Genomic DNA, 19,172 nt, shown 5'->3' with positions numbered 1-19,172 from the left:
TTTTCGAGATTCTCTTCCGTCATCCGACGCGGCCTGTCGGTCGAAGCGTTCGACTTCGTCGCCTCGACGGATATAGCGGGAGCCGGAGGTCTCATGCGCAAGGAGGTTGCGGCCGCGGCGGCGTGGATGCGGACGGAGCGCCGAAGGCTCGGATGGTCCGCCGACGAACTCGCGCGCAGGTCGGAGCAGATGGCGTCCGACATGGGCTGGGAAGGCCCCATGCCCGGCGGCGGCGAGATCGAGGCGCTGGAAGCGGAACGGCCGAAGAGCCTCCCGCGCTGGTTCAAGCTCGTCCGCTACGCCGTCGAGCGCGAGGCCGTGCCGGACGAGGATGGTCTCGACTGGCTCGCCGAGCGCAACACGCATTGGCAACGGGGCGAGCCGCTGCGGATGAGCCGGCCCTGGCTGTTCGACGAGGAGGATCGCCTGCTGCGCAAGCTGCAAAAGCTCGACACGGACGAGCAGCGCGCGATCCGTGCCTTCGTCAGCGATTATGCCGACCGCCAGCGTTACGCCACCAAGGAGGAGATGGCGGCGGCGCTGCTGAGGCGGCTCGGCATCGATGCGCAGGTGGTCTCGGCCTCAAGCCGTCCTAAGTGACGCGCGGCCTCCAATCCTGGATTCGGCGCCTGCTTGGCAGCGGCGAGGCCCGCATGCCGGGTCGCGACCGGGTTCGGCTTCGGGAGCCCCTCTCGCAGGACGCTCGGACGATCGTCTCCGTGCCTGAGATCGATTTCGTCGGTCGGCGCGCCACCTCCGCGAACGGACGCTTTGCCTTGCTCTGGCGCGACCGCCACTGGGCCGAAGGCCAGGCCGTCACCGGTCGCTATCTGTTGATCGACGGCGACGCCGTGCTCCTCGACGAAAGGATGGCGCGGCCGCAGGACGGCAAGGTCGCCGATGACGGCACGTTCGTCCTCAACGACGCGGGCGACGACCCGGGGCTGTCGGGCACCTTTCGCGCGTTTCGGAGCGACGGCGGCGTCATCGTCTCGCGCGACTATAGCGCCAACCTCCTCAACAACGGTCTCTCGGACGACGGCCGGCTGGCGGTCTGTCAGACCGCCAATGCGCCGGGATCGCCAGACAGCTCGGTGCTGAGCGTGTTCGACTTGGTCGCGCGCACGGAGACCGCCAACTGGACCGCCGAATCCGGTTGGGCCGCCAGCTACGAATTTCCTGAGGGCGGGACGCGGATCCGGATGGTTCGGCCTGACAGACCGTCGCTCGACTATTCGATTGACGGCGAATTCATCGACCGGCGCCTCTGGCTCAGGGACGAGGTCGTCCGGGGCAGTCTCTACGTGATCCGCAAGGCGCTTGCCGAAGGCGAGGCTGTGACGGGACTGACGCACGAAGACCTTCGTCGCGGCGCGAAGCGCGCGATCGCCGACGGCGATCGGCGCCTTGTCGGCGAGGCGTGGCGTCTGCTCGGCGAGATCGAGGAAGCGGCCGCCGATCCGCCGGCCGCGCTCGCGGCCTATGAGCGGGCTCTTGCGGCCGATCCCAAGGTCGGCGTCGCCCGGCGGGCTGGAGCGCTGCGCAGGGCCTTGGCCCGCTGACCCTGTCGCCGCGGCGATCGCGCGCTCGACCCCGGCGTGCCGCCGCCGGGCGGCGGACGGGGGGCTCGATTTCGCGTCCATCGGTCTTCGAGCCTCTGCCCGCCGCGCCAAATCCGGCAGTCGTGACGGCAGGGGCGCACCTTGCGACGCCGCCCGCCGCAACGAGGGCTGGATGAACGACGAAATTGAAAGGGCGGCGCGTGCCAAAAGGGGAAGCCCCTTCCTCTCGACCGAGCAGGCCGCCTTCTATCTCGGCCTCAGCGCCCGCAAGATGCAGGCCATGCGCGCCGCCGGCGGCGGTCCGCGCTTTCGCCGGCACAGCCGGTACGTGCGCTACCATATCGACGATCTCGACCACTGGTCGAAAGGCGTCTCGACCTCGGCCGCGGACGATGCCTGAGCATCGCGATCTGCCGCTGTTCCGCTGGGGCGAGCAGCTGCGGCGCGACCGCGCCGTGCGGCGCGCGAGCCGGTGGCGCACGCTGGCCGCCGCCGGCGCCGCCGCCGTGCTGACCGCCGTCGGCGCCACCCTCCTGTGGCCGCCTCGTCCGCAGCTGCTCTGGAATGCGAGCGCGAGCAGCCCCATCGGCCTCTATCGGGTGAGACCGGCCGATAGCGTGCGGCCTGGCGAGATGGTCGTCGCCTGGCCGCCCGACGAAGCGCGGCGCCTCGGCGCCGCGCGCCATTATCTGCCGTCGAACGTGCCGCTCGTGAAGCGCGTCGCCGCTGCGGCCGGGGACCGCGTCTGTGCCGCCGGCGAGGCGGTCTTCGTCAACGGCCGGCTGGAGACGCTACGCCGCGCCCACGATCCGTCCGGGCGTCCGATGCCCTGGTGGACCGGCTGCGAGGATCTGGGATCGGGGGACCTTTTCCTGCTGACGCCGGGCGTCCCGGAGGCGTTCGACGGCCGCTATTTCGGGGTGACGCGGCGCGAGCTGGTGGTCGGCCGGGCGAGGCTCCTGTGGCGAGGCTGAAGGGCGCGCTGCTCGCTTTCGCTTTGCTCTGGGCGGCTCCCGCGGCGGCCGACCCGATCGACCGCTGGTCGCCTCATATCGCCGAGGCCTCATCGCGATTCGGGGTGCCGGAGGCCTGGATCAGGCGCGTAATGCGCGCCGAGAGCGGCGGCCGGACGATGCTCGGCGGACGGCCGATCGTCAGCCGGGCGGGGGCGATGGGGTTGATGCAGCTGATGCCGGGCACCTGGCGCGAGATGCGGGCGCGGCTCGGCCTCGGCCATGACCCGCACGAGCCGCGCGAGAATATCCTCGCCGGAACCGCCTATTTGCGGGCGATGTACGACCGGTTCGGCTATCCCGGGCTGTTCGCCGCCTACAATGCCGGCCCCGCCCGCTATGCCCGCCATCTCTCGACCGGCCGCGGGCTGCCGGCGGAGACGGTCGCTTACCTGGGCCAGGTAGCGGGTGGCGCTGGCGCGCGGCGGCTGGCGCAGGTTCCGACGCCTCCGGCGATCTTTGCTGTGCATGGGGCCGGGAACGGTGGCGTCCCTGCGGCTCCGGCGGCGGCGCGGGACGCCCTGTTCGTGCCTTTGAGCGCCGCGTCCGCACGCTGACGGGGAGGGGAGGCGGCGCGGCGGACCGGACGGAAAGGAGCGGTCGATGCGAAGCGGCGGAGCGCCGGAGCTCGAGCAGGAGGGGCGGGCTCTGGTCGAGCGGCTGGGAGGGCGTTGGAGCCCTCAGGGCGGTCTCTGCCGCTGCCCGGCGCATGATGATCGCCGACCCTCGCTCAGCGTCCGTCCCGGCTGGACGCGGCTCTTGTTGCATTGCTTTGCGGGCTGCTCGGCCGGGGACATCTTGCGCGCGCTGGATTCGGGCGGACTGATCGTCCCCGGCAGCGCCCGGCCGAACGGAGTCGACCGACCGCGACGCACGGCCGCGTCGAGCGGCGCGGCGCGGCGGCTATGGGGCGGGGGCCGCCCGATCGAGGGGACTCCGGCCGCGCGCTACCTCGCCTCGCGCGGGCTCGACGCCCTATCCGCCGAGCTGCGCTACCATCCCCGGACCCCGCACGGGCCGCGGCCGCTCACCCGCTTCCGGCCGGCCATGATCGCCGCGGTTCGCGACGCCGCCGGCCTCGTCGCGGTTCACAGGACCTTCCTCGATCCGCGGCAGGCGCGTCTCGCCGCGCTGGCCGGGCCGCGCTGCGGGCTCGGCCGCTTCGGGCGCGGCGCGGTCCGGCTGGGCGGCGTCGCTCCGCGCCTCGGGCTCGCCGAGGGGATCGAGACCGCGCTTTCGGCGTCCGCCTTGTTCGGAATGCCCTGCTGGGCGACGCTCGGCACCGAGCGGTTCCGGCTGGTCGAGCTTCCCGACGAAGTCGAAGAGCTGCACCTCTTCCTCGACCACGATGCCGGCGGCCGCCGCGCCGAGACGCTGGCGCGGGAGACTTTCGACCGGCGCGCGATCGAGACGCATGTTCCGCGGCGGGCCGGGGCGGACTGGAACGACGTGCTGCGCGCCGCGCTCAGGCGCTAGTGAGATCGGAGGCGAGGCGGCGGTTCCCGGTCCAAGGCGGCTTCCCAGAGATCAGGGAAGCCGTCGCCCGTTCGAACATCAGTGATGTTAAACGCCGTCTCCACTGTTGGACGAAGCGGCTGACGTTCTCCTGGTCCTCAACCATGAGTCCGAGCGGCGGCATCTGGCGGCCCTCGCTTTCCAGACTTTTGGTCATCTGAAGATCGAGGCTCCTTATCGTCGACGGCCTGGCGCGGAACCGAATCGCGGTTCTACGCCCCTCGGGCGCGCACGCGCCGGAAGAGGAGAGGAAGCGGGCGCAAGCCGACCGGGAGCGGCGATGGTGCGGCTCCGGACCGGAGACCCGCCATGGCCAGCCTTCCCCTCCAACGAGAGCCATCCCCGCCGACGCACGTCGCGGTCGCGCATCGGATAAGGGAACTGTTCAGACTCGGCGAGCCGGTCGAGCGCGATCGCCTGCGCCGTCTGTTCGAAGCCGAGACCGGAGCGTCGGACGCGTCGGGCCGCTGGTCGATGCGCCGGGCTTATGACGCGCTCGAGCTCGCCCAGACGCTCTTCCTCCTCGAGCCCGATTGTCCTTTGCTCGCCGGCGGTCCCGGCGAGGTCCTGGCCGCACTGGAGAATTTCTGCGGGCGATTGCCGGTCCAGAGCTACCGGAGCGAGGCCCAGGTCGCGCTCCAGCAATTCTCGACGCCGCTGCCTCTCGCCTTTCTGGCGGGCCTTGCCGCCGGTCCCCGCCGCGGCGAGACCGCGCTCGAGCCGTCGGCCGGCAACGGGCTGCTCGCCTGGACGGCGGCGCGGGCCGGGGCGCGGCTGCAGCTCAACGAGCTCGACGCCGACCGGCGAGCGAGCCTGGCGGAGGCGTTTCCGGACGCCGCGGTCTCGGGCCACGACGCCGAGCTGATCGACGATCTCCTCCCTCCCGCGGTCGGTCCGACCCTGGTGCTCATGAACCCGCCCTTCGCGCGCAGCGAGGGGCGCGGCGAGGACCGCCATGCGGCGGCGCGCCACCTCGGCGCCGCGCTCGACCGGCTCGCGCCGGGCGGCCGGCTGGTCGCGATCATGCCCGAAAGCTTCGGCGGGGCGGGGTCGGGCGGGGAGGCCCGGGCGGGGATCGAGCGTCGGGCGCGCCTGCGCCTCGACATGCTCGTCGCGCGGGGCGCCTTCGCGCGGCACGGCACCGGCATCGCCTTCCGGCTCGTCGTCTACGACAAGGATGATCGCGGCGAGACCGTCGTTCGCGGCACGGCGGAGACCCTGGACGCGTTTCTTCCCCGCATCGGCGAGCTGCCGGATCGCCGCTCGCCGGACTCGCGCCCGGCGGCGGCCTTGGCGGCTGCCCCGTCGCTCTTCCATCGCCGCTCTCCGGCCGCGCCGCGGCCTCGTCCCGCGCCCGCGACGCGCGCGTCCGACGGGGCCGAGCCGCTTCGCTATGAGATCCTGGACGAGCCGGCGCCGGTCGCGGAGCAGGTCGGGCTCTATCTGCCTTACCGGCCGAGCCGGATCATCATCCCCGGCGCCGCCGAGCATCCGACCCCGCTCGTCGAATCGATCGCGATGGGCTCGATCGCCGCGCCCCGGCCCGATCATGTCCCGATCCTGCCCGCGCGGCTGGCGGCGGACGGCCTGCTCTCGCAAGCCCAGCTCGAGACCCTGATCTATGCGGGCACCGCGTTCGGGCGCGACCTTCCCGGGCGCTTCGCCGCCGTCGAGGAGGGCTGCGAGCTGCGGCCGGCCGACGAGGACGGCGCCCTCTACCGCCGCGGCTATTTCCTCGGCGACGGCACCGGCGCGGGCAAGGGCCGCCAGGTCGCCGGCGTGATCCTCGACCAATGGCTGCGCGGCAATTGCCGGCACATCTGGCTGAGCAAGAACGAGACCCTGCTCGAGGACGCGCGGCGGGACTGGTCGGCCCTGGGCGGGCTGCCGCTCGACATTCAGCCGCTCTCCCAGTGGAAGCTCGGAGCGCCGGTCGAGATGGATCGGGGAATATTGTTCGTGACCTATCCGACGCTCCGCTCCGGCCGTGCCGACGCGACGCGGCTCCGCCAGATCGTCGAGTGGGCGGGCGAGGGGTTCGAGGGCGTCGTCGCCTTCGACGAGGCGCACGCTTTGGCGAACGCGCTCGGCGGCGAGGGAAGCCGGGGCAAGGTCAAGGGCTCGGAGCAGGGCATGGCCGGGGTCCGCTTGCAGAACCTGCTGCCGCGCGCCCGTGTGCTCTACGCTTCGGCCACCGGGGCCTCCGACGTCAACAATCTTGGCTATGCGATGCGCCTCGGCCTGTGGGGGCCGGAAACCGCCTTCGCCGACCGCGCGGCTTTCGTCGGCGCGATCCGCCAGGGCGGCATCGCCGCGATGGAGCTGGTCGCGCGGGACCTGAAGGCGCTCGGCCTCTACACGGCGCGCGCGCTGTCCTTCGCCGGCGTCGAATATGACATTCTCGAGCATCGGCTGACCGACGGGCAGGTCGCGATCTACGACGCTTATGCCGACGCCTGGGCGATCATCCACGCCCATCTCGAGGCCGCTCTCGAGGCCTGCCGCATCGTCGACGCCGCCACGGGCGCTTCGCTCAACGCCAATGCCCGGTCGGCGGCGCTGTCGCGGTTCGAGGGCGTCAAGCAGCGTTTCTTCGGCCAGCTTCTGCTGTCGATGAAGCTGCCGAGCCTGCTCCCCGCCGTCGCGGCGGACGTCGAGGCCGGGTTGGCGGTCGTCGTCCAGCTCGTCTCGACCGCCGAGGCGATGCTCGACCGGCGGCTCGCCGATCTGACGCCCGAGGAGCGCGAGGCGCTGGAGATCGACCTCTCCCCGCGCGAATATGTGATAGACTATCTGACCGCCGCCTTCCCGACCCGGCAGATGCGGGTGTTCACCGACGCCGAGGGCAATGCCCGCTCCGAGCCGATGTCGGACGAGCAGGGGCGTCCGGTCCATTGCCGGGCGGCGATGCGCGCGCGCGACGCGCTGGTCGAGCAGCTCTGCGCGCTGCCGCCGATCGGCACCGCATTGGACGCCCTGATCGCGCGGTTCGGCACGACAGCGGTCGCCGAGGTGACCGGCCGGACGCGGCGGCTGGTGCCGAAGCCGGACGGGCGCCTCAAGCTCGAAAACCGCACCGCGCGCTCCAACCTCGTCGAGACGGAAGCGTTCATGCGCGGAGACAAGAGCATCCTCGTCTTCTCGGACGCGGGCGGCACGGGCCGCTCCTATCATGCCTGTCTCGGCGCGCGGAACCAGGCGCGGCGGATCCACTATCTGCTCGAGCCGGGCTGGCGCGCCGACGCGGCGATCCAGGGGCTGGGGCGAACCCATCGCACCCGCCAGGCCTCGGCCCCCTTGTTCCGGCCGGTGACGACCGATGTGCGCGGCGAGCGGCGGTTCATCTCGACGATCGCGCGGCGGCTGGATTCGCTCGGCGCGCTGACCCGCGGCCAGCGCCAGACCGGCGGCCAGAATCTGTTCGACCCCGCCGACAATCTCGAGAGCGCTTATGCGAAGGACGCGCTCACCTCCTGGTACCATCTGCTCTACGCCGGCAAGCTCGGCTCGGTCGCGTTCGAGCGCTTTCAGGAGCTGACCGGGCTGAGGCTCGAGGGGGAGGGCGGGTGCCTGCGCGATGACCTGCCGCCGATCCAGCGCTGGCTCAACCGGCTGCTCGCGCTCCGCATCGAAATGCAGAACGCCATCTTCGACGAGTTTCTCGGCCTCGTCGAGACGCGGGTCGCGGCGGCGCGCGAGGCGGGCACGCTCGATCTCGGCGTCGAGACCGTGCCGGTCGACAGCCTGGAGATCCTCGAGGACCGGGTGATCCGCACCGACGCGCGTTCGGGCGCGACCACCCATTTGCTGCGCGTCGAGATCGGCCGGCGGCTGCGGCCGATGCGCCTGGAGCGCCTGCTCGAGCTTCGCGGCTCCCGGCCCGACGCCGTGCCGATGATCAACCGCCGCTCCGGCAAGGCCGCGCTTCGCATCGGCGCGCGCAGCCTGATGTCGGAAGAGGGGATGCCGGTCGCCCGCTACGAGCTGATCCGGCCGGCGAAGCGCGAATATCTGCTTTGCGAGCGTATCGGCGAGACCAGCTGGGAGCGTGCCTCGCACGAGGCGTTCGCCGCGGCCTGGCAGGAGGAGGTGCGCGAGGCGGAGACGAACCTTCGCCGCGAGACTCTGCATCTCGCCACCGGCCTCTTGCTTCCGGTCTGGGACAAGCTCCCCGACGCTTATGTCCAGGTCATCCGCATCGCCGCCGCCGACGGCCGCTCGCTGCTCGGGCGCGAGATAAATTCGGCCTTCCTCGGCGAGCTCGGCGCCAGGCTGGGGCTCGACATCTCGCTCGATCTGCCGCCGGACGAGCTTGCCGCGACCGTGCTCCGGACCGGCAGGCCGCTGCCGTTCCGCGGACCCGAGGCGCTGACGCTGAAGCGGTCGCTCGTCAACGGCAACCAGCGGCTGGAGCTGGCGGGGTTCGGCGCGGCGCGGCTGCCCTGGTACAAGGCGCAGGGCTGCTTCACCGAGATCATCCGCTACCGGACGCGGCTGTTCGTACCGGTGGACCGCGCAGCCGGGATACTCGCTCGGCTCGTCGCTCAATAGCTCACGAAGGTCCCGGTTGTGCCCGGTAGTGGCCGGCGCCGCTCAGAACCGCATCGGAACATAGCCGAATTCCCTTGGATGCTAGTTCAGCCGCTGGCGGCGGGCGAAGAGGAACCCGACGACGAGCAACGCCACCATCACGCCCTGCGCCAGCATCGATTCGAGCGTCGGGTAGACACCGAGCACCGGGCTGCGTGGCCAGCCGTCGAGCGGCGAGACGCCGACCAGTCCGGCCTCCTGCAGCGCCGCCATGCCCTTGCCGGCCAGCACCACCGCCAGCACGGCGATGAGCGCCGCGGAATAAGCGAAGAACTTGCCGATCGGCAGCCGCGTGCTCAGCTTCAGCATCGCCCAGGCGGTGAGCGCGAGGAGCGCCACGGCCAGCGCGATGCCGCCCACAAGCGCCACACCGTTTCCCTGCCCACCCATTGCGGCGAAGAAGATGATCGTTTCGAACACCTCGCGATAGACGGCGATAAAGGCGAGGACGAACAGGAACCAGGCTGAGCCGCGGCTCAGCGCCTTGTCCAACTTGTCCCGGACATAGGCCTGCCACGCGCCTGCCTGCGCCTTGCCGTGCATCCAGATGCCGACGAACAGCAGGATCGCGGCGGCCAGCAGCGAGCCGAAGCCTTCGGTCAGCTCGCGGTCGCTTCCCCCAATTGTGATGAGGTGACTCGCCGCCCACCAGGTGGCGACGCCGGCGACGAGCGCGGCGACCCATCCGGCATGGACCCAGCGGAGCATGTCGGGCCGCTCCGCCTTGCGCAGGAATCCGATCATCGCGACCACGATCAGCAGCGCCTCCAGCCCCTCGCGCAGCAATATCGCGAGCGCGCCGAGGAAGGTCGAAACGCCACTGCCGGCCTCCGGAGCCAGAGCGGCTTCGGCGCGTCCGAACAGCGCCTGCAACCGCTCGATCCGCGCCGCCACCTCGGCGGCGGGCGCGCGGCGGGCGATGGCGGCGCGAAGCCCGCCCATCTCGCGCTCGACCTCGGCGACCAGCGCGCCGTCCCGCGCGTTGAGCACCGCCTCGACCGGCTCGAATCCATCGAGATAGGCGGCCAGCGCAAGCTCGCCGGCCCGCGCCTGATCGCCCTGCCGGTAGGCGGCGAGACCCTGGCGCAGCAATTCGCGGGCGATCGACAAGGACTGCTGACCTCCGCTGCCGGCGAGCGCGCCCGGATTCGCGCGAAGAAAAGCGGTGACGGCGTTCGCCTTCTCCGCGCCGAATTCGCTGGCCAGCGCGTCCGGGGTGATCGCCACCAGCGCCTCGAGGTTCGGCAAGCGGGCGCGAAGCGCCGCGTCCGCCTCCCAATGGCGGCGACCCTGCTCGGCCAGCGCTGCGGGATAAGCGAAGCGGCCGACGAAGAAGGCGAGCGACCAGCGGTCCTCGGCCGGCAGCGTCGCGAAACTCTGCATCGCCGTGCCTTCCAGGCCCTGCTCGATCACCTGATAGAGCGCGAAGATGCTGCGCTGACGGGCGCGGTCGCGGTCGGTGAAGGCGATCGGCGGCGGCTCCATGCCGCGCGCCATCGGCGCATTGGCGTCGCCGGCGGTGCCATGGCAGGCGGCGCAGCTTTCCGCATAGAGGCGCGCGCCCCGCGCCAGATCAGGCGCCGCCGCCGGCGCCAGTGGAACCGGATAGGCAGCGAGCAAGCGTTGCCCGAGGCCCCGCGCCAGCCGATCGACCTCCTCCGGCGCCGCCCGGCGCGCAATCACCGCTTCCAGCGCCCGAGCGTCCCGCACCAATGCGGCGCGCTCCGGCCGCGCCGGCAACGATCCCAGCCGGCGGGTGACGGAAGCGGAAAATTCCCGCATCTCGTCATATTCGGCCTGGCTGACGATCCTCCCGTCCGCCACCGCGCCGCGATAATCGACCGCGATATAATCGAGCAGCCGCCAGGCCGCCTGCGCGCCGGAATCGGGAAGCCGCGCCTGCAGGGGTCCCGCACCGAACGTCAGCAGCAACGGCAACAGCCACCGGATCCAAAGAGGGTCATTCATGAATCTCTCCGCACGCGGCAGGTTCCGGGTTCAGGATTTCGACGCTGCCAGATCGCGGCGCGCATCAGTGACGATCGCGAATGCGGAATGCAGGAAGAGGAGGGCTATCCCCGCCGCAACCACCAGGTCCGGCCAGGCTCGTCCGGTCCACGCCACCAATGCGGCGGCGCCGATGACCGCCATATTGGCCAGCGCGTCATTGCGCGAGAACAGCCAGATTGCCCGCGCCTGGGCATCGCCACCCTCTCTGAAGCGCGCCAGGATCAAGGCGGCGGTGACATTCACGGCAAGGGCGGCGATGCCGATAACGCCCATCAGCTCGGCTTCGGGCGGCGTGGCGGTGAGGGCACGGTAGGCGGCAAAGCCGAGCACGCCCATCCCGAGCGCGCCGAGGAAAAGCCCTTGTGACAGCGCTAATCTCGCCCGCGTTCGCGCCGCCCATGTCAGCGCGAGCAGACCCAGCAGGCTGATCGATCCGTCGCCGATGAAATCGAGAGAATCCGCCTTGAGCGCCTGGCTATCCGCCAGAAATCCTCCGCCCGCCTCGACGAAGCCGAAGCCGAGATTAAGGGCTACGACAATGCCGAGCGCACGGCGGTAGGCAGGCTCCGTCGCCAGGCGATTTTCGTCGGAATGACAGCCGCAGGCAGAGTCATCTTCGCTCATGGGGCGACCCTACAACCTCCAGTAACTGGAGAAACAAGCCCCATTAACTCAGTCATGGAAGCCACACGGACAGCTCGAATCCGCCTTTCAGCGGGAGCGTGATCGACTGAAAGCCGCTCATGGGATCGCGAACGAGTGCCAGATAGTCTCGATAGTCGCGTCGGAAACCGGTCACATTGTCGCACGCGACGACGGCTCCCGGGCGCAACTGCGGAAGCAGAAGCTCAAGCGCCGGCCTCGCCATAGGCGCCCAGATGTCCATCAGTACGAAATCGACCGGTCCCCCCACATCCGTGAGGGTTTCACGAACGTCGCCCTCCCGGATCTCCACGATGTCGCCAAGCCCGGCTGCGCGCAGGTTGTCCAGCGCCGCCGTCACCTTGGACGACTCCCATTCGGTCCCGATGACCATGCCGGCGCCGCCATTTCGTTCAACACTTTCTCGTACAGCCGCTGCCAGATAGATTGTGGAGACCCCAAAAGACGTGCCGACCTCCACGACCCGACTGGCGCCTTTGCCGCGGCAAAGCAGATAGCAGAGCCGCGCCTTGTCGGGATCGAGCGCGACGAGCTTGTCGCTGAGGAATTTCCTTGGACCCGCTCTGTCCCAATCCATGGGCTTCCTCGTCAGAAGTCCCCGAACGCGCCGGCGGATATATTGGAGCGGGAGTGAAAAATGCGCCTGACGGTTGCTCAGCGAATGGAGGCGCGCAAGCTGGGTCGCCACGCCCGGTTCGTCCAATAGACTCGTCATATGGTCTTCCCAGATTGATGGCGACGTTAGCGGCCGGCGGTGATGAGAAACGCGGCCAGGACAAAGCCTGCGATTATGGGCGTCGCGGTCAGCGCCATGCCAAAGGCTCGAGCAACCGCACCGTGCCGATAGGCGATCGCGAAAGCTGCTCTTCCGACGAGATAGACAGCGACTGAAACGGGAATGAGGACCAACTCGGCCCCACGCAGCACGGCAGCGAGGAGGAGGTGCGATCCGACGGCGAGGACCGTCTGTTCGAGCGTGTTCTGCAAGATGGCGATTCGCACGGCCAGTCCAGGCGTTGGCTCGCCGTAAGCCGAGCCCTTTCGGTCGGCTGGCTCTCGGAAGCGCCCGCTCGCGACGGCGCGCAGACACCCGGCCAGCCACAAGAAGACTGGCAAATCCCATTTGAGCGCGAAGGCGATGCGGTCCCCCGAACCTGGCGACTCAGTCACGCCCAGCGGTTCGCCCGGAAGCCACAGATACCCGGCAATCATGGCGAAACCGGCAGCGAGAATGGCGAGCGCGCTTTGCCGCAAGATGCCTCTCTGCTCCGCATCAAGCGCCATCGCCGTTCTCCTGCTGGTCAACTCCGGCAGCAAGTCTACAACCTCCAGTGACTGGAGGATCAAGCGCATGGGTAATGCTCTGATGATCGGCGATTTGGCGACCGCGACCGGCACCAAAGTCAGCACGATCCGCTTCTACGAGGAAATCGGCTTGATGCCGCGAGCTGCGCGCACCGCTTCAGGACGCCGCATATATTGCGAGGGGGATCTGCGGCGTCTGCGCTTCATCCGCAACGCACGGAAACTCGGCTTTGACTCGGCGGAGATTCGCTCGCTCCTCGCCCTCTCGGCTCGGCCCGATAGCGATTGCGGCGCGGCGACACAGATAGCCCTTGTTCATTTGCAGGGGATCGTGAAACGCATGACGCAGCTGAAGCGCCTCAAGCGGGAGCTAACGCTTATCGCGGAAAGTTGCGAAGGCGGCACGGCATCGAATTGCCGAGTGCTGGAGGCACTTGGCGACTCTCCGCTGGCAAGAGACTGACCGAATCGGCGGTCATGTGGCCACCCTTCTGCAGAAACTCGTGGTGACGAGCGCGGCCAAGCCGCGCGGCTGCTTTGCGGTCGAGACCGGCCGGGGCATGACCTGGAGCTCATGGCGCTCGCGAGCGGCGAGTTGGAGCGCGGCTAAAGACCGTCGAATCCAACCCCATCGGCCTCAGAGGCCGGAGCAGCACTCCGCTCGCCCGCCGTCGCCGCGTGCCTCCTGGATCGGTGGACAGGGATGGTCGCCATAGGAACAGAATACGCAGCAATCGCCGGCAAGCGGCCGCAACAGCGCGCCGCAGTGCTTGCAGTCGTAGAAGAACTGACAGGCGTTGGTCGGCATCGTCTCGACCGAAACGCCGCCGCATTTCGGACAGGTGAGCCTCGATACGAGCTGCGTCATGCGCCGCCCAGCAGCCGCATCAGGGGCCGCTCCAGATAAGTGGGCCAGAGCGCCGACAGCGCGACGAAGGCCGTCGCGAGGCACAGCAGCAGGAACGTTACGCGGCTCGGCCCGGCTGCCCTGCATTCTGCGTCCTTCACGCAGGTCCGGCGCCTGCGGGCATGAAGGAGCCACCCGACGATTACCGCCGCCGCTGCTGCGATCGTCAGGGGCCAATGAAAGGGAACGAACATCGCAAGCCCGCCGGCGCCCAGCCCAAGCGCGGCGAAGGCCAGGGGAAGGACGCAGCAGGCGGCGGCGGAGAAGAGCGCGGCGAACCCGGCGGCGCCGCCCAACGCCGCCACGCCGCCTTCAGGAATCCTGAAGGCCCCGCGCTTCGTCGGAAATTCGTCAGCCAACCCTCGTCTCCACGGCGATTCGCGGCTATGTGCCACCTGTAGCGGTTACAGGATCAAGGAAAATCGACATGTCCGCCCCGCGAATCACCCGCGGCGAGCTGGCTCGCCGCACCGGTGTCAATATCGAGACGATCCGCTATTTCGAGCGCATCGGAATGATTGCCGCCCCTTCCAGGACCGCGGGCGGTCACCGCATCTATGACGAAAGCCATGTGCGCACGCTCGGTTTCGTCCGCCGCGCGCGCAACCTCGGGTTCGCGCCCGACGAGGTGCGGACGATTCTCGAACTGGGCGGGCCCGGCAAGGCACATTGCGACGAAGTCCGCGAGATCGCCGCGCGACATCTGGAACAGGTCCGGGCCAAGATCGCCGACCTTGCCGAGATCGAGCGGCTTCTGGCGACGACGATCGAGCAATGTTCGGGCGCGGCCGATCCCGATTGCCCCGTCATCGATATGATCGAACATTGAAGTCATAGCATGGAACCGATGTCCGATGCGCCGGTGGGATAGGCGAAGATCGTCGACTTGAGGTCATCCGCCGTCAGACCGTGGCGGATGGCGAGGCCGAACAGGTTGATCGCTTCGTCCGCGTGGGGCCCGACCAGGTGCGCGCCGAGGATCTCGCCGGTCTCCTCGTCGACGAGAGTCTTGTAGCCGTAGACGCGCTCCGCCAGCCGGCGGGCCGTGTACCAGTCGGACGTGCGCTCGCACCTGATCCGGACCTGGCGACCCGATGCCCGGGCTTGCTGCTCGGACATGCCGACCGCCGCGATTGGCGGGAGCGTGAAAGCGACGCTGGGGACGCCGCGATAGTCCGGTGTCACGTGATTGCCGTCGACGAGATTGGCCGCGACGACCTTCGCGTCGTGGCTGGACACCGGCGTGAGCGGCGGCCCGGCCTGCGCCGCGTCGCCGGCCGCGTAGACGGCTGGATTGGTTTCACTCTGCAGATATTCGTTCAGCTTGAGCCGGCCCCGGTCGACGGCGACGTTCGCCGCTCGCAGGTTCAGCCGATCCAGGGCCGGCGCCCGACCGGCCGCATGTACGACGAGGTCCGCATCGACGGAAATCGCCCCCTCTGTCGTGGTCGCGTGGGCGGCGAAACAGTCGCGCCGTTTCTCGATTCCCGTGACGGTCGTCTTCGTCCGAACGTCGATGCCGGCGGCGTCGAATGAGTCCATCAGCCAGCCGACAAGCTCCGGCTCGAAATGCGTCAGCAGGCGCGGGGCTCGCTGAATGATCGTGACTCGGGCTCCCGCCCGCGCCGCTATGTGCGAGAACTCGGCGGCGATATAACCCCCGCCGACCAGTACGATCCGGCGCGGGAGGCATTCCATCGCCAGGAACGCCTCATGATCGATAAGATGATGCTCTCCGGGGATTCCGAGCTGAACCGGCTCCGCGCCCGACGCGAGCAATATGCGTCGGGCGCGGAGCTCGACTTCCGTGACCGTGAGCCTGTCGGGGCCGGTGAATCTCGCCGAGCCGCGAAACGTCTCGATGCCCATCTCATGGTAGCGATGCTCGTGCTTCTCCGGAATCGGACCGGTGAAGGTCCGCTTGAACGCGAGCAGCGCCGGCCAGTCGATCCCCAGATCGCCTTCGACGCCGCGGCCGTCCATGCGGCGGCCGCCGTCGATGACCTCGGCGCCCGAGATCAGCATCTTCTTGGGATCGCAACCGCGGAGCGCGCATGTGCCGCCAAACGGCTTCCTGTCGACGATGGCAACCGTCCGACCCGTCGCTCGGACCCGCATCGCGGCCACCGTCGCAGCGGTTCCGGTCCCGACGACAACGAGATCGAAGGTTCTTGGGGCCATCGTCGACATGAGGGCCCAACAAAGTGGGAGCTACTACAGGTTCCTGAGTTTCCGACAGTCGCGGTCCATCTCGCGGCGGTGCCCACCGACGATGCGGGCGGTCGCAGCGCAGACCCGCGGGCGATTCACCTGGACGACAGGCGAGAGCGATTGGAGAGGAGAGAAGGCGGGAATCCGGGTGAGCGACGGGTGCGGGATGGCCGCACCGGCTCGACCGGAGACCCGACATGATCAGGACCATCCCCTTGAACAAGCTCGTCCCCAGCCCGCGCAATGTGCGGCGGAGGACGGATGAGCATGCCGATCTTCAGCTGAAGGCCGACATCGAGGCCCGCGGCCTCTTGCAGAATCTGGTGGTGACCGGCGCGGCGAAGCCGCGCGGTTCGTTCGCGGTGGAGGCCGGCGGGCGGCGGCTGGCGGCGCTGAAGGCGCTGGCCGACGAGGGCAAGCTCCCCAGGACCCACGAGGTGTGCTGCCTTGTGCTCGACCGCGGACCCGCCGCGCAGGAGGCCGGGCTCGCCGAGAATTTCCAGCGCCTCGGCATGAACCCGGCCGACGAGTGCGTCGCCTTCCAGCAGCTGATCGAGCAGGGGGCCGACGCCGAAGGCATCGCCCGCCGGTTCGGGCTCACCGTCCGCTTCGTCGAGGGGCGGCTTCGCCTGGCGAGCCTGGCGCCTGTCGTGTTCGAGGCGCTCGGCGCCGGCGAGATCAGCCTCGACGTCGCCAAGGCCTATGCCGCGACCCCCGACCGCGAGCGGCAGGAATTTGTGTTCGAGCAGATGAGCTGCGGCTACGGCGCCGCCCATCCCGACAGCGTCCGCCGGATGATGACCCAGGCGACGATCGCCGCGAACGACCGGCGGGCGCTGTTCGTCGGCGAGGAAGCCTATGTCGCGGCCGGCGGCCGGGTCGAGCGCGACCTCTTCTCCGACGATGGCGAGGCGCGCTGGCTCGACGTCGCGATCGTCGAGCGGCTCGCCGGCGAGAAGCTCGAAACGGAAGCGGCGCGGACCGCCGCCGAGCTGGGCTATGCCTTCGTCCGGCCGTCGCTCGACAGCTGGATCGGCCACGAGCAGGTGCAAGGCCTTCGTCGCGTCCCCGTCGAGACGCCCCCGCTCACCGACGAGGAGACCGCGGCCGTCGACGCGCTCGAGGCCGAGATCGAGGATCTCGTCGACCTGCTGCAGGACGACGAGACCGGCGAGCGCGAGCGCGACGAGGCCGAATCCGGCATCCGCGCGCTCGGCGACCGGATCGACGCGATCGTCAACAAGCCGCCGGTCATCGACGAGGCGGTCAAGGCGAGCGTCGGCGCGTTCCTGATGCTCGACGAGCAGGGCCGTCCGCGGCTCGACCCCGGTCTCTACGCCCGGATCGAGCCAGGCGACGAACCGGAGGGAAATGGCATCGCCGCGACGCCAAACGACGCGTCCGCCGGGCCGAAGAAGGCGGCCGGCCTGTCGCAGCGGCTCGTCGACGAGCTCGCCATGCAGCGCCGCGACATTCTCGCGGCGCACGTCGCGGCTGATCCCGCGCTCGCCCTCGACCTCGCCATATTCCTGATGATCGAACGCGAATCGGGCCATTATCGCGACAAGTGCGGATCGTCCCTCTCCGCGACCCCGCCGAGCAATCCGGTGTTCGACTTCAAGACTCCGGACGCGGCGGCGACGATCGCGCGCGCCGAGGCGGGCGACGCCCTCGACCGCGGCTGGACCGAGGGCGCCTCGCAGGGAGAAAGGTTCGACGCGTTTCGCGCGCTTCCCGACGAGGCGCGGGCGGCCTGGCTCGGTCACGCGGTGTCGAGGACGCTCGAGGCGAGCCTCAACCTCGCCGGCGAGCGCTTCTGCGCGTTCCACGACCATCTCGGCCGGCTGCTCGGCATCGACGTCGCGCGCTGGTGGCGGCCGACCGGCGCCAATTATTTCGACCGGGTGCCCAAAAGCGTCACGCTGGCGGCGCTGGAGCAGATCGGCGGCGAGACGCTCGCCAGCCGCTATGCGAAGGCGAAGAAGGCCGAGCTCGCCCAGTCCTGCGAGCGGATCTTCTCGGGCGACTTCATCGCCGAGGTCGAGGTGAAGGAGGCCGCGCTCGCCTGGGTGCCCGAGGTCATGCGCTTCGCGCCGGCCGCGCCCGACGGAGAGGCGGAGGACCGGGCCGGCATCGCCGACACCGGACAGGATGAGGACCCCACCCTCGAACCGACCGAGGAAGCGGCCTGACGTCTCCCCGGCGCTTCCTCACGGGCGGCCTCCGCGTGGGGGCCGCCCACCCTCCTCGACACCGGCCGGGGGCGGCGAACGGGACTTCGGTCCTCGAACCGGACCTAGTCAAAACTGGCCAGAGGGCCGGCTCAAAGGGACATGCGAGCCGGTCTCTACTTACCGCCGCGATCGACGCCGGCCAAAGCGCCTAGCCGAGGGCCTCACTGACCTGTCCGCCGGCACCCGTCCGGAAGGGCGGCGGAAGCCTCACAGGAGATTGGCGACAATGGCGCAACGGCCGGGACGGGTCGCCGCCCGGTTTCCCCGCCGCCCCCAACCCGTGCCGAGGAATATCTGGAGAACAGTGCGATGGCGGATGATCGCCTCAACCACATCGATGAGCAGCAGCTCGAGAAGGCCCTCGCGCGGCTTCGGCCGGCCGAGCGCGAGCTGCTCCTGCTCCGCGCGCGCGACGGCCTTTCCAACGCCGAGGCCGGCGCCCGGCTCGGCATCTCAGCCGACACGGCCGAGCGCCGCCTCGCCGACGCGCTCGTGAATCTCGGCCGCGCGCTCGAGCGCCTGGACCGGCCCTGGGGGCGGCTCTGGTGACCGGCGCGCGACAATTCTTCTCAGGCAAGGAGAATGGACATGACTTTGGGCCGACTGATCGAACGTCTTCAGGCGCTCGTCGCCGAGGACGAACATCGCGCCGACATGGAGGTCTTCTTCGGCGAGCGCATGGACCCCGTCGAGGGCGGCATCGTCGGCCATCGGGACGGGCTCGCAATCCTCAACCTCGCGCCGGTCAGGCTCGACCGGGTCGGGGGGTTCTGATGTTCGCTCTGGTGGAACGCTGGGGTCCCGGCTGGGCGGTTCGCGACGCCCGGGACGGGACCCTCGTTCGGCGCGGCTTCGACAGCCGCGACGAGGCCGACCGCTGGAGCGGCGCCACCGACCGCTCGGCGCTCAGGGAGTATTTCTACCCCTCGTCGATCCACTGGGGAGAGGATTATGACGCGCGCCGCGGAATGAAGCGCATCTTCGCGCTTTCGGCCGAGGAGGCCCTCTTTTGGGCGACGACCCGGCAGGGCGCGACGCTCGTCATCGACAACATCTTCCCGAAGGACGGCTGACCCTTGCTGGACGCGTCCGCGGTCCTGCCGTCTCCTTTCCGGTCTGGCGCCCGCTCCGGCGCGAGAGGCGCCCTGACCCGGCGCCTTTT

Annotated in this window: 20 protein-coding genes; 13 read left to right on the top strand and 7 right to left on the bottom strand. The window is 69.7% G+C overall.

Translation table 11 applies throughout. The annotated features are described in order from the left end of the window. Window positions 1-93 precede the first annotated feature (93 nt). The 7 genes from KF780_12680 to KF780_12650 all read left to right on the top strand — a co-directional run bounded on the left by KF780_12680 (window position 94) and on the right by KF780_12650 (window position 8,641). Window positions 94-600, top strand: coding sequence for a hypothetical protein (locus KF780_12680; GenBank protein ID MBX3562652.1), 507 nt, complete (start codon window positions 94-96; stop codon window positions 598-600). Between the two features lie 119 nt (window positions 601-719). Beyond that, window positions 720-1,562 (top strand): hypothetical protein, encoded by an 843-nt coding sequence (locus KF780_12675; protein ID MBX3562651.1) that lies wholly within the window; start codon window positions 720-722, stop codon window positions 1,560-1,562. Between the two features lie 172 nt (window positions 1,563-1,734). Then, window positions 1,735-1,962: a helix-turn-helix domain-containing protein gene (locus tag KF780_12670; protein MBX3562650.1), complete on the top strand. Its 228-nt coding sequence runs from the start codon at window positions 1,735-1,737 to the stop codon at window positions 1,960-1,962. Further along, entirely contained in the window at window positions 1,955-2,536 is a 582-nt protein-coding gene (locus KF780_12665; protein ID MBX3562649.1) for a S26 family signal peptidase, read from the top strand. The genes KF780_12670 and KF780_12665 overlap by 8 nt, the downstream gene beginning before the upstream one ends. Continuing rightward, window positions 2,524-3,132 (top strand): lytic transglycosylase domain-containing protein, encoded by a 609-nt coding sequence (locus KF780_12660; protein ID MBX3562648.1) that lies wholly within the window; start codon window positions 2,524-2,526, stop codon window positions 3,130-3,132. Before KF780_12665 ends, KF780_12660 begins: the two co-directional genes overlap by 13 nt. A gap of 46 nt (window positions 3,133-3,178) precedes the next feature. Next, window positions 3,179-4,051, top strand: coding sequence for a toprim domain-containing protein (locus tag KF780_12655; protein ID MBX3562647.1), 873 nt, complete (start codon window positions 3,179-3,181; stop codon window positions 4,049-4,051). Window positions 4,052-4,399: 348 nt separating this feature from the next. Continuing rightward, window positions 4,400-8,641: a strawberry notch family protein gene (locus tag KF780_12650; protein ID MBX3562646.1), complete on the top strand. Its 4,242-nt coding sequence runs from the start codon at window positions 4,400-4,402 to the stop codon at window positions 8,639-8,641. A gap of 81 nt (window positions 8,642-8,722) precedes the next feature. Here the strand turns inward: KF780_12650 and KF780_12645 are convergent, their stop codons facing one another. The 4 genes from KF780_12645 to KF780_12630 are packed head-to-tail and all read right to left on the bottom strand — an operon-like array spanning window position 8,723 to window position 12,706. Continuing rightward, complete coding sequence (locus KF780_12645; protein MBX3562645.1) at window positions 8,723-10,648, bottom strand: cytochrome c/FTR1 family iron permease; 1,926 nt, start codon at window positions 10,646-10,648, stop codon at window positions 8,723-8,725. Window positions 10,649-10,678: 30 nt separating this feature from the next. After that, window positions 10,679-11,314: a cation transporter gene (locus KF780_12640; GenBank protein MBX3562644.1), complete on the bottom strand. Its 636-nt coding sequence runs from the start codon at window positions 11,312-11,314 to the stop codon at window positions 10,679-10,681. Between the two features lie 52 nt (window positions 11,315-11,366). Continuing rightward, a complete protein-coding gene (locus KF780_12635; protein MBX3562643.1) occupies window positions 11,367-12,068 on the bottom strand; it encodes a class I SAM-dependent methyltransferase in 702 nt (233 codons plus the stop codon). 26 nt (window positions 12,069-12,094) lie between these two features. After that, entirely contained in the window at window positions 12,095-12,706 is a 612-nt protein-coding gene (locus tag KF780_12630) for an MAPEG family protein (GenBank protein MBX3562642.1), read from the bottom strand. On the opposite strand from KF780_12630, the gene KF780_12625 reads away from it, so the two are divergent. After that, the gene (locus KF780_12625; GenBank protein MBX3562641.1) at window positions 12,705-13,121 is read left to right on the top strand and encodes a helix-turn-helix domain-containing protein; all 417 of its coding nucleotides are present in this window, start codon (window positions 12,705-12,707) and stop codon (window positions 13,119-13,121) included. The genes KF780_12630 and KF780_12625 overlap by 2 nt on opposite strands. Window positions 13,122-13,295: 174 nt before the next feature. On the opposite strand, the gene KF780_12620 is transcribed toward KF780_12625, so the two are convergent. Continuing rightward, window positions 13,296-13,526, bottom strand: a complete 231-nt coding sequence (locus tag KF780_12620; protein MBX3562640.1) for a hypothetical protein — start codon at window positions 13,524-13,526, stop codon at window positions 13,296-13,298. Beyond that, window positions 13,523-13,960 (bottom strand): hypothetical protein, encoded by a 438-nt coding sequence (locus KF780_12615; GenBank protein MBX3562639.1) that lies wholly within the window; start codon window positions 13,958-13,960, stop codon window positions 13,523-13,525. The genes KF780_12620 and KF780_12615 overlap by 4 nt, the downstream gene beginning before the upstream one ends. A 32-nt stretch (window positions 13,961-13,992) precedes the next feature. On the opposite strand from KF780_12615, the gene KF780_12610 reads away from it, so the two are divergent. Beyond that, window positions 13,993-14,394: a helix-turn-helix domain-containing protein gene (locus KF780_12610; GenBank protein ID MBX3562638.1), complete on the top strand. Its 402-nt coding sequence runs from the start codon at window positions 13,993-13,995 to the stop codon at window positions 14,392-14,394. A 2-nt stretch (window positions 14,395-14,396) separates the two neighbouring features. On the opposite strand, the gene KF780_12605 is transcribed toward KF780_12610, so the two are convergent. Continuing rightward, window positions 14,397-15,746, bottom strand: coding sequence for an NAD(P)/FAD-dependent oxidoreductase (locus KF780_12605; protein MBX3562637.1), 1,350 nt, complete (start codon window positions 15,744-15,746; stop codon window positions 14,397-14,399). A 227-nt stretch (window positions 15,747-15,973) separates the two neighbouring features. Between KF780_12605 and KF780_12600 the strand changes: the two genes are divergently transcribed. The 4 genes from KF780_12600 to KF780_12585 all read left to right on the top strand — a co-directional run bounded on the left by KF780_12600 (window position 15,974) and on the right by KF780_12585 (window position 19,083). After that, on the top strand, window positions 15,974-17,968 hold the full coding sequence (locus tag KF780_12600) for a ParB N-terminal domain-containing protein (protein MBX3562636.1): 1,995 nt from the start codon (window positions 15,974-15,976) through the stop codon (window positions 17,966-17,968). Between the two features lie 351 nt (window positions 17,969-18,319). Further along, window positions 18,320-18,559, top strand: coding sequence for a sigma-70 family RNA polymerase sigma factor (locus tag KF780_12595; protein ID MBX3562635.1), 240 nt, complete (start codon window positions 18,320-18,322; stop codon window positions 18,557-18,559). Between the two features lie 39 nt (window positions 18,560-18,598). Continuing rightward, complete coding sequence (locus tag KF780_12590; GenBank protein ID MBX3562634.1) at window positions 18,599-18,784, top strand: hypothetical protein; 186 nt, start codon at window positions 18,599-18,601, stop codon at window positions 18,782-18,784. Next, complete coding sequence (locus KF780_12585) at window positions 18,784-19,083, top strand: hypothetical protein (GenBank protein ID MBX3562633.1); 300 nt, start codon at window positions 18,784-18,786, stop codon at window positions 19,081-19,083. The genes KF780_12590 and KF780_12585 overlap by 1 nt, the downstream gene beginning before the upstream one ends. Window positions 19,084-19,172 lie beyond the last annotated feature (89 nt).

This window comes from Sphingomonas sp. (assembly GCA_019635535.1).
GTDB lineage: Bacteria > Pseudomonadota > Alphaproteobacteria > Sphingomonadales > Sphingomonadaceae > Allosphingosinicella.
The sequence above is the reverse complement of the archived record's forward strand: the minus strand, read 5'-3'. Positions and strand labels throughout refer to the sequence as shown.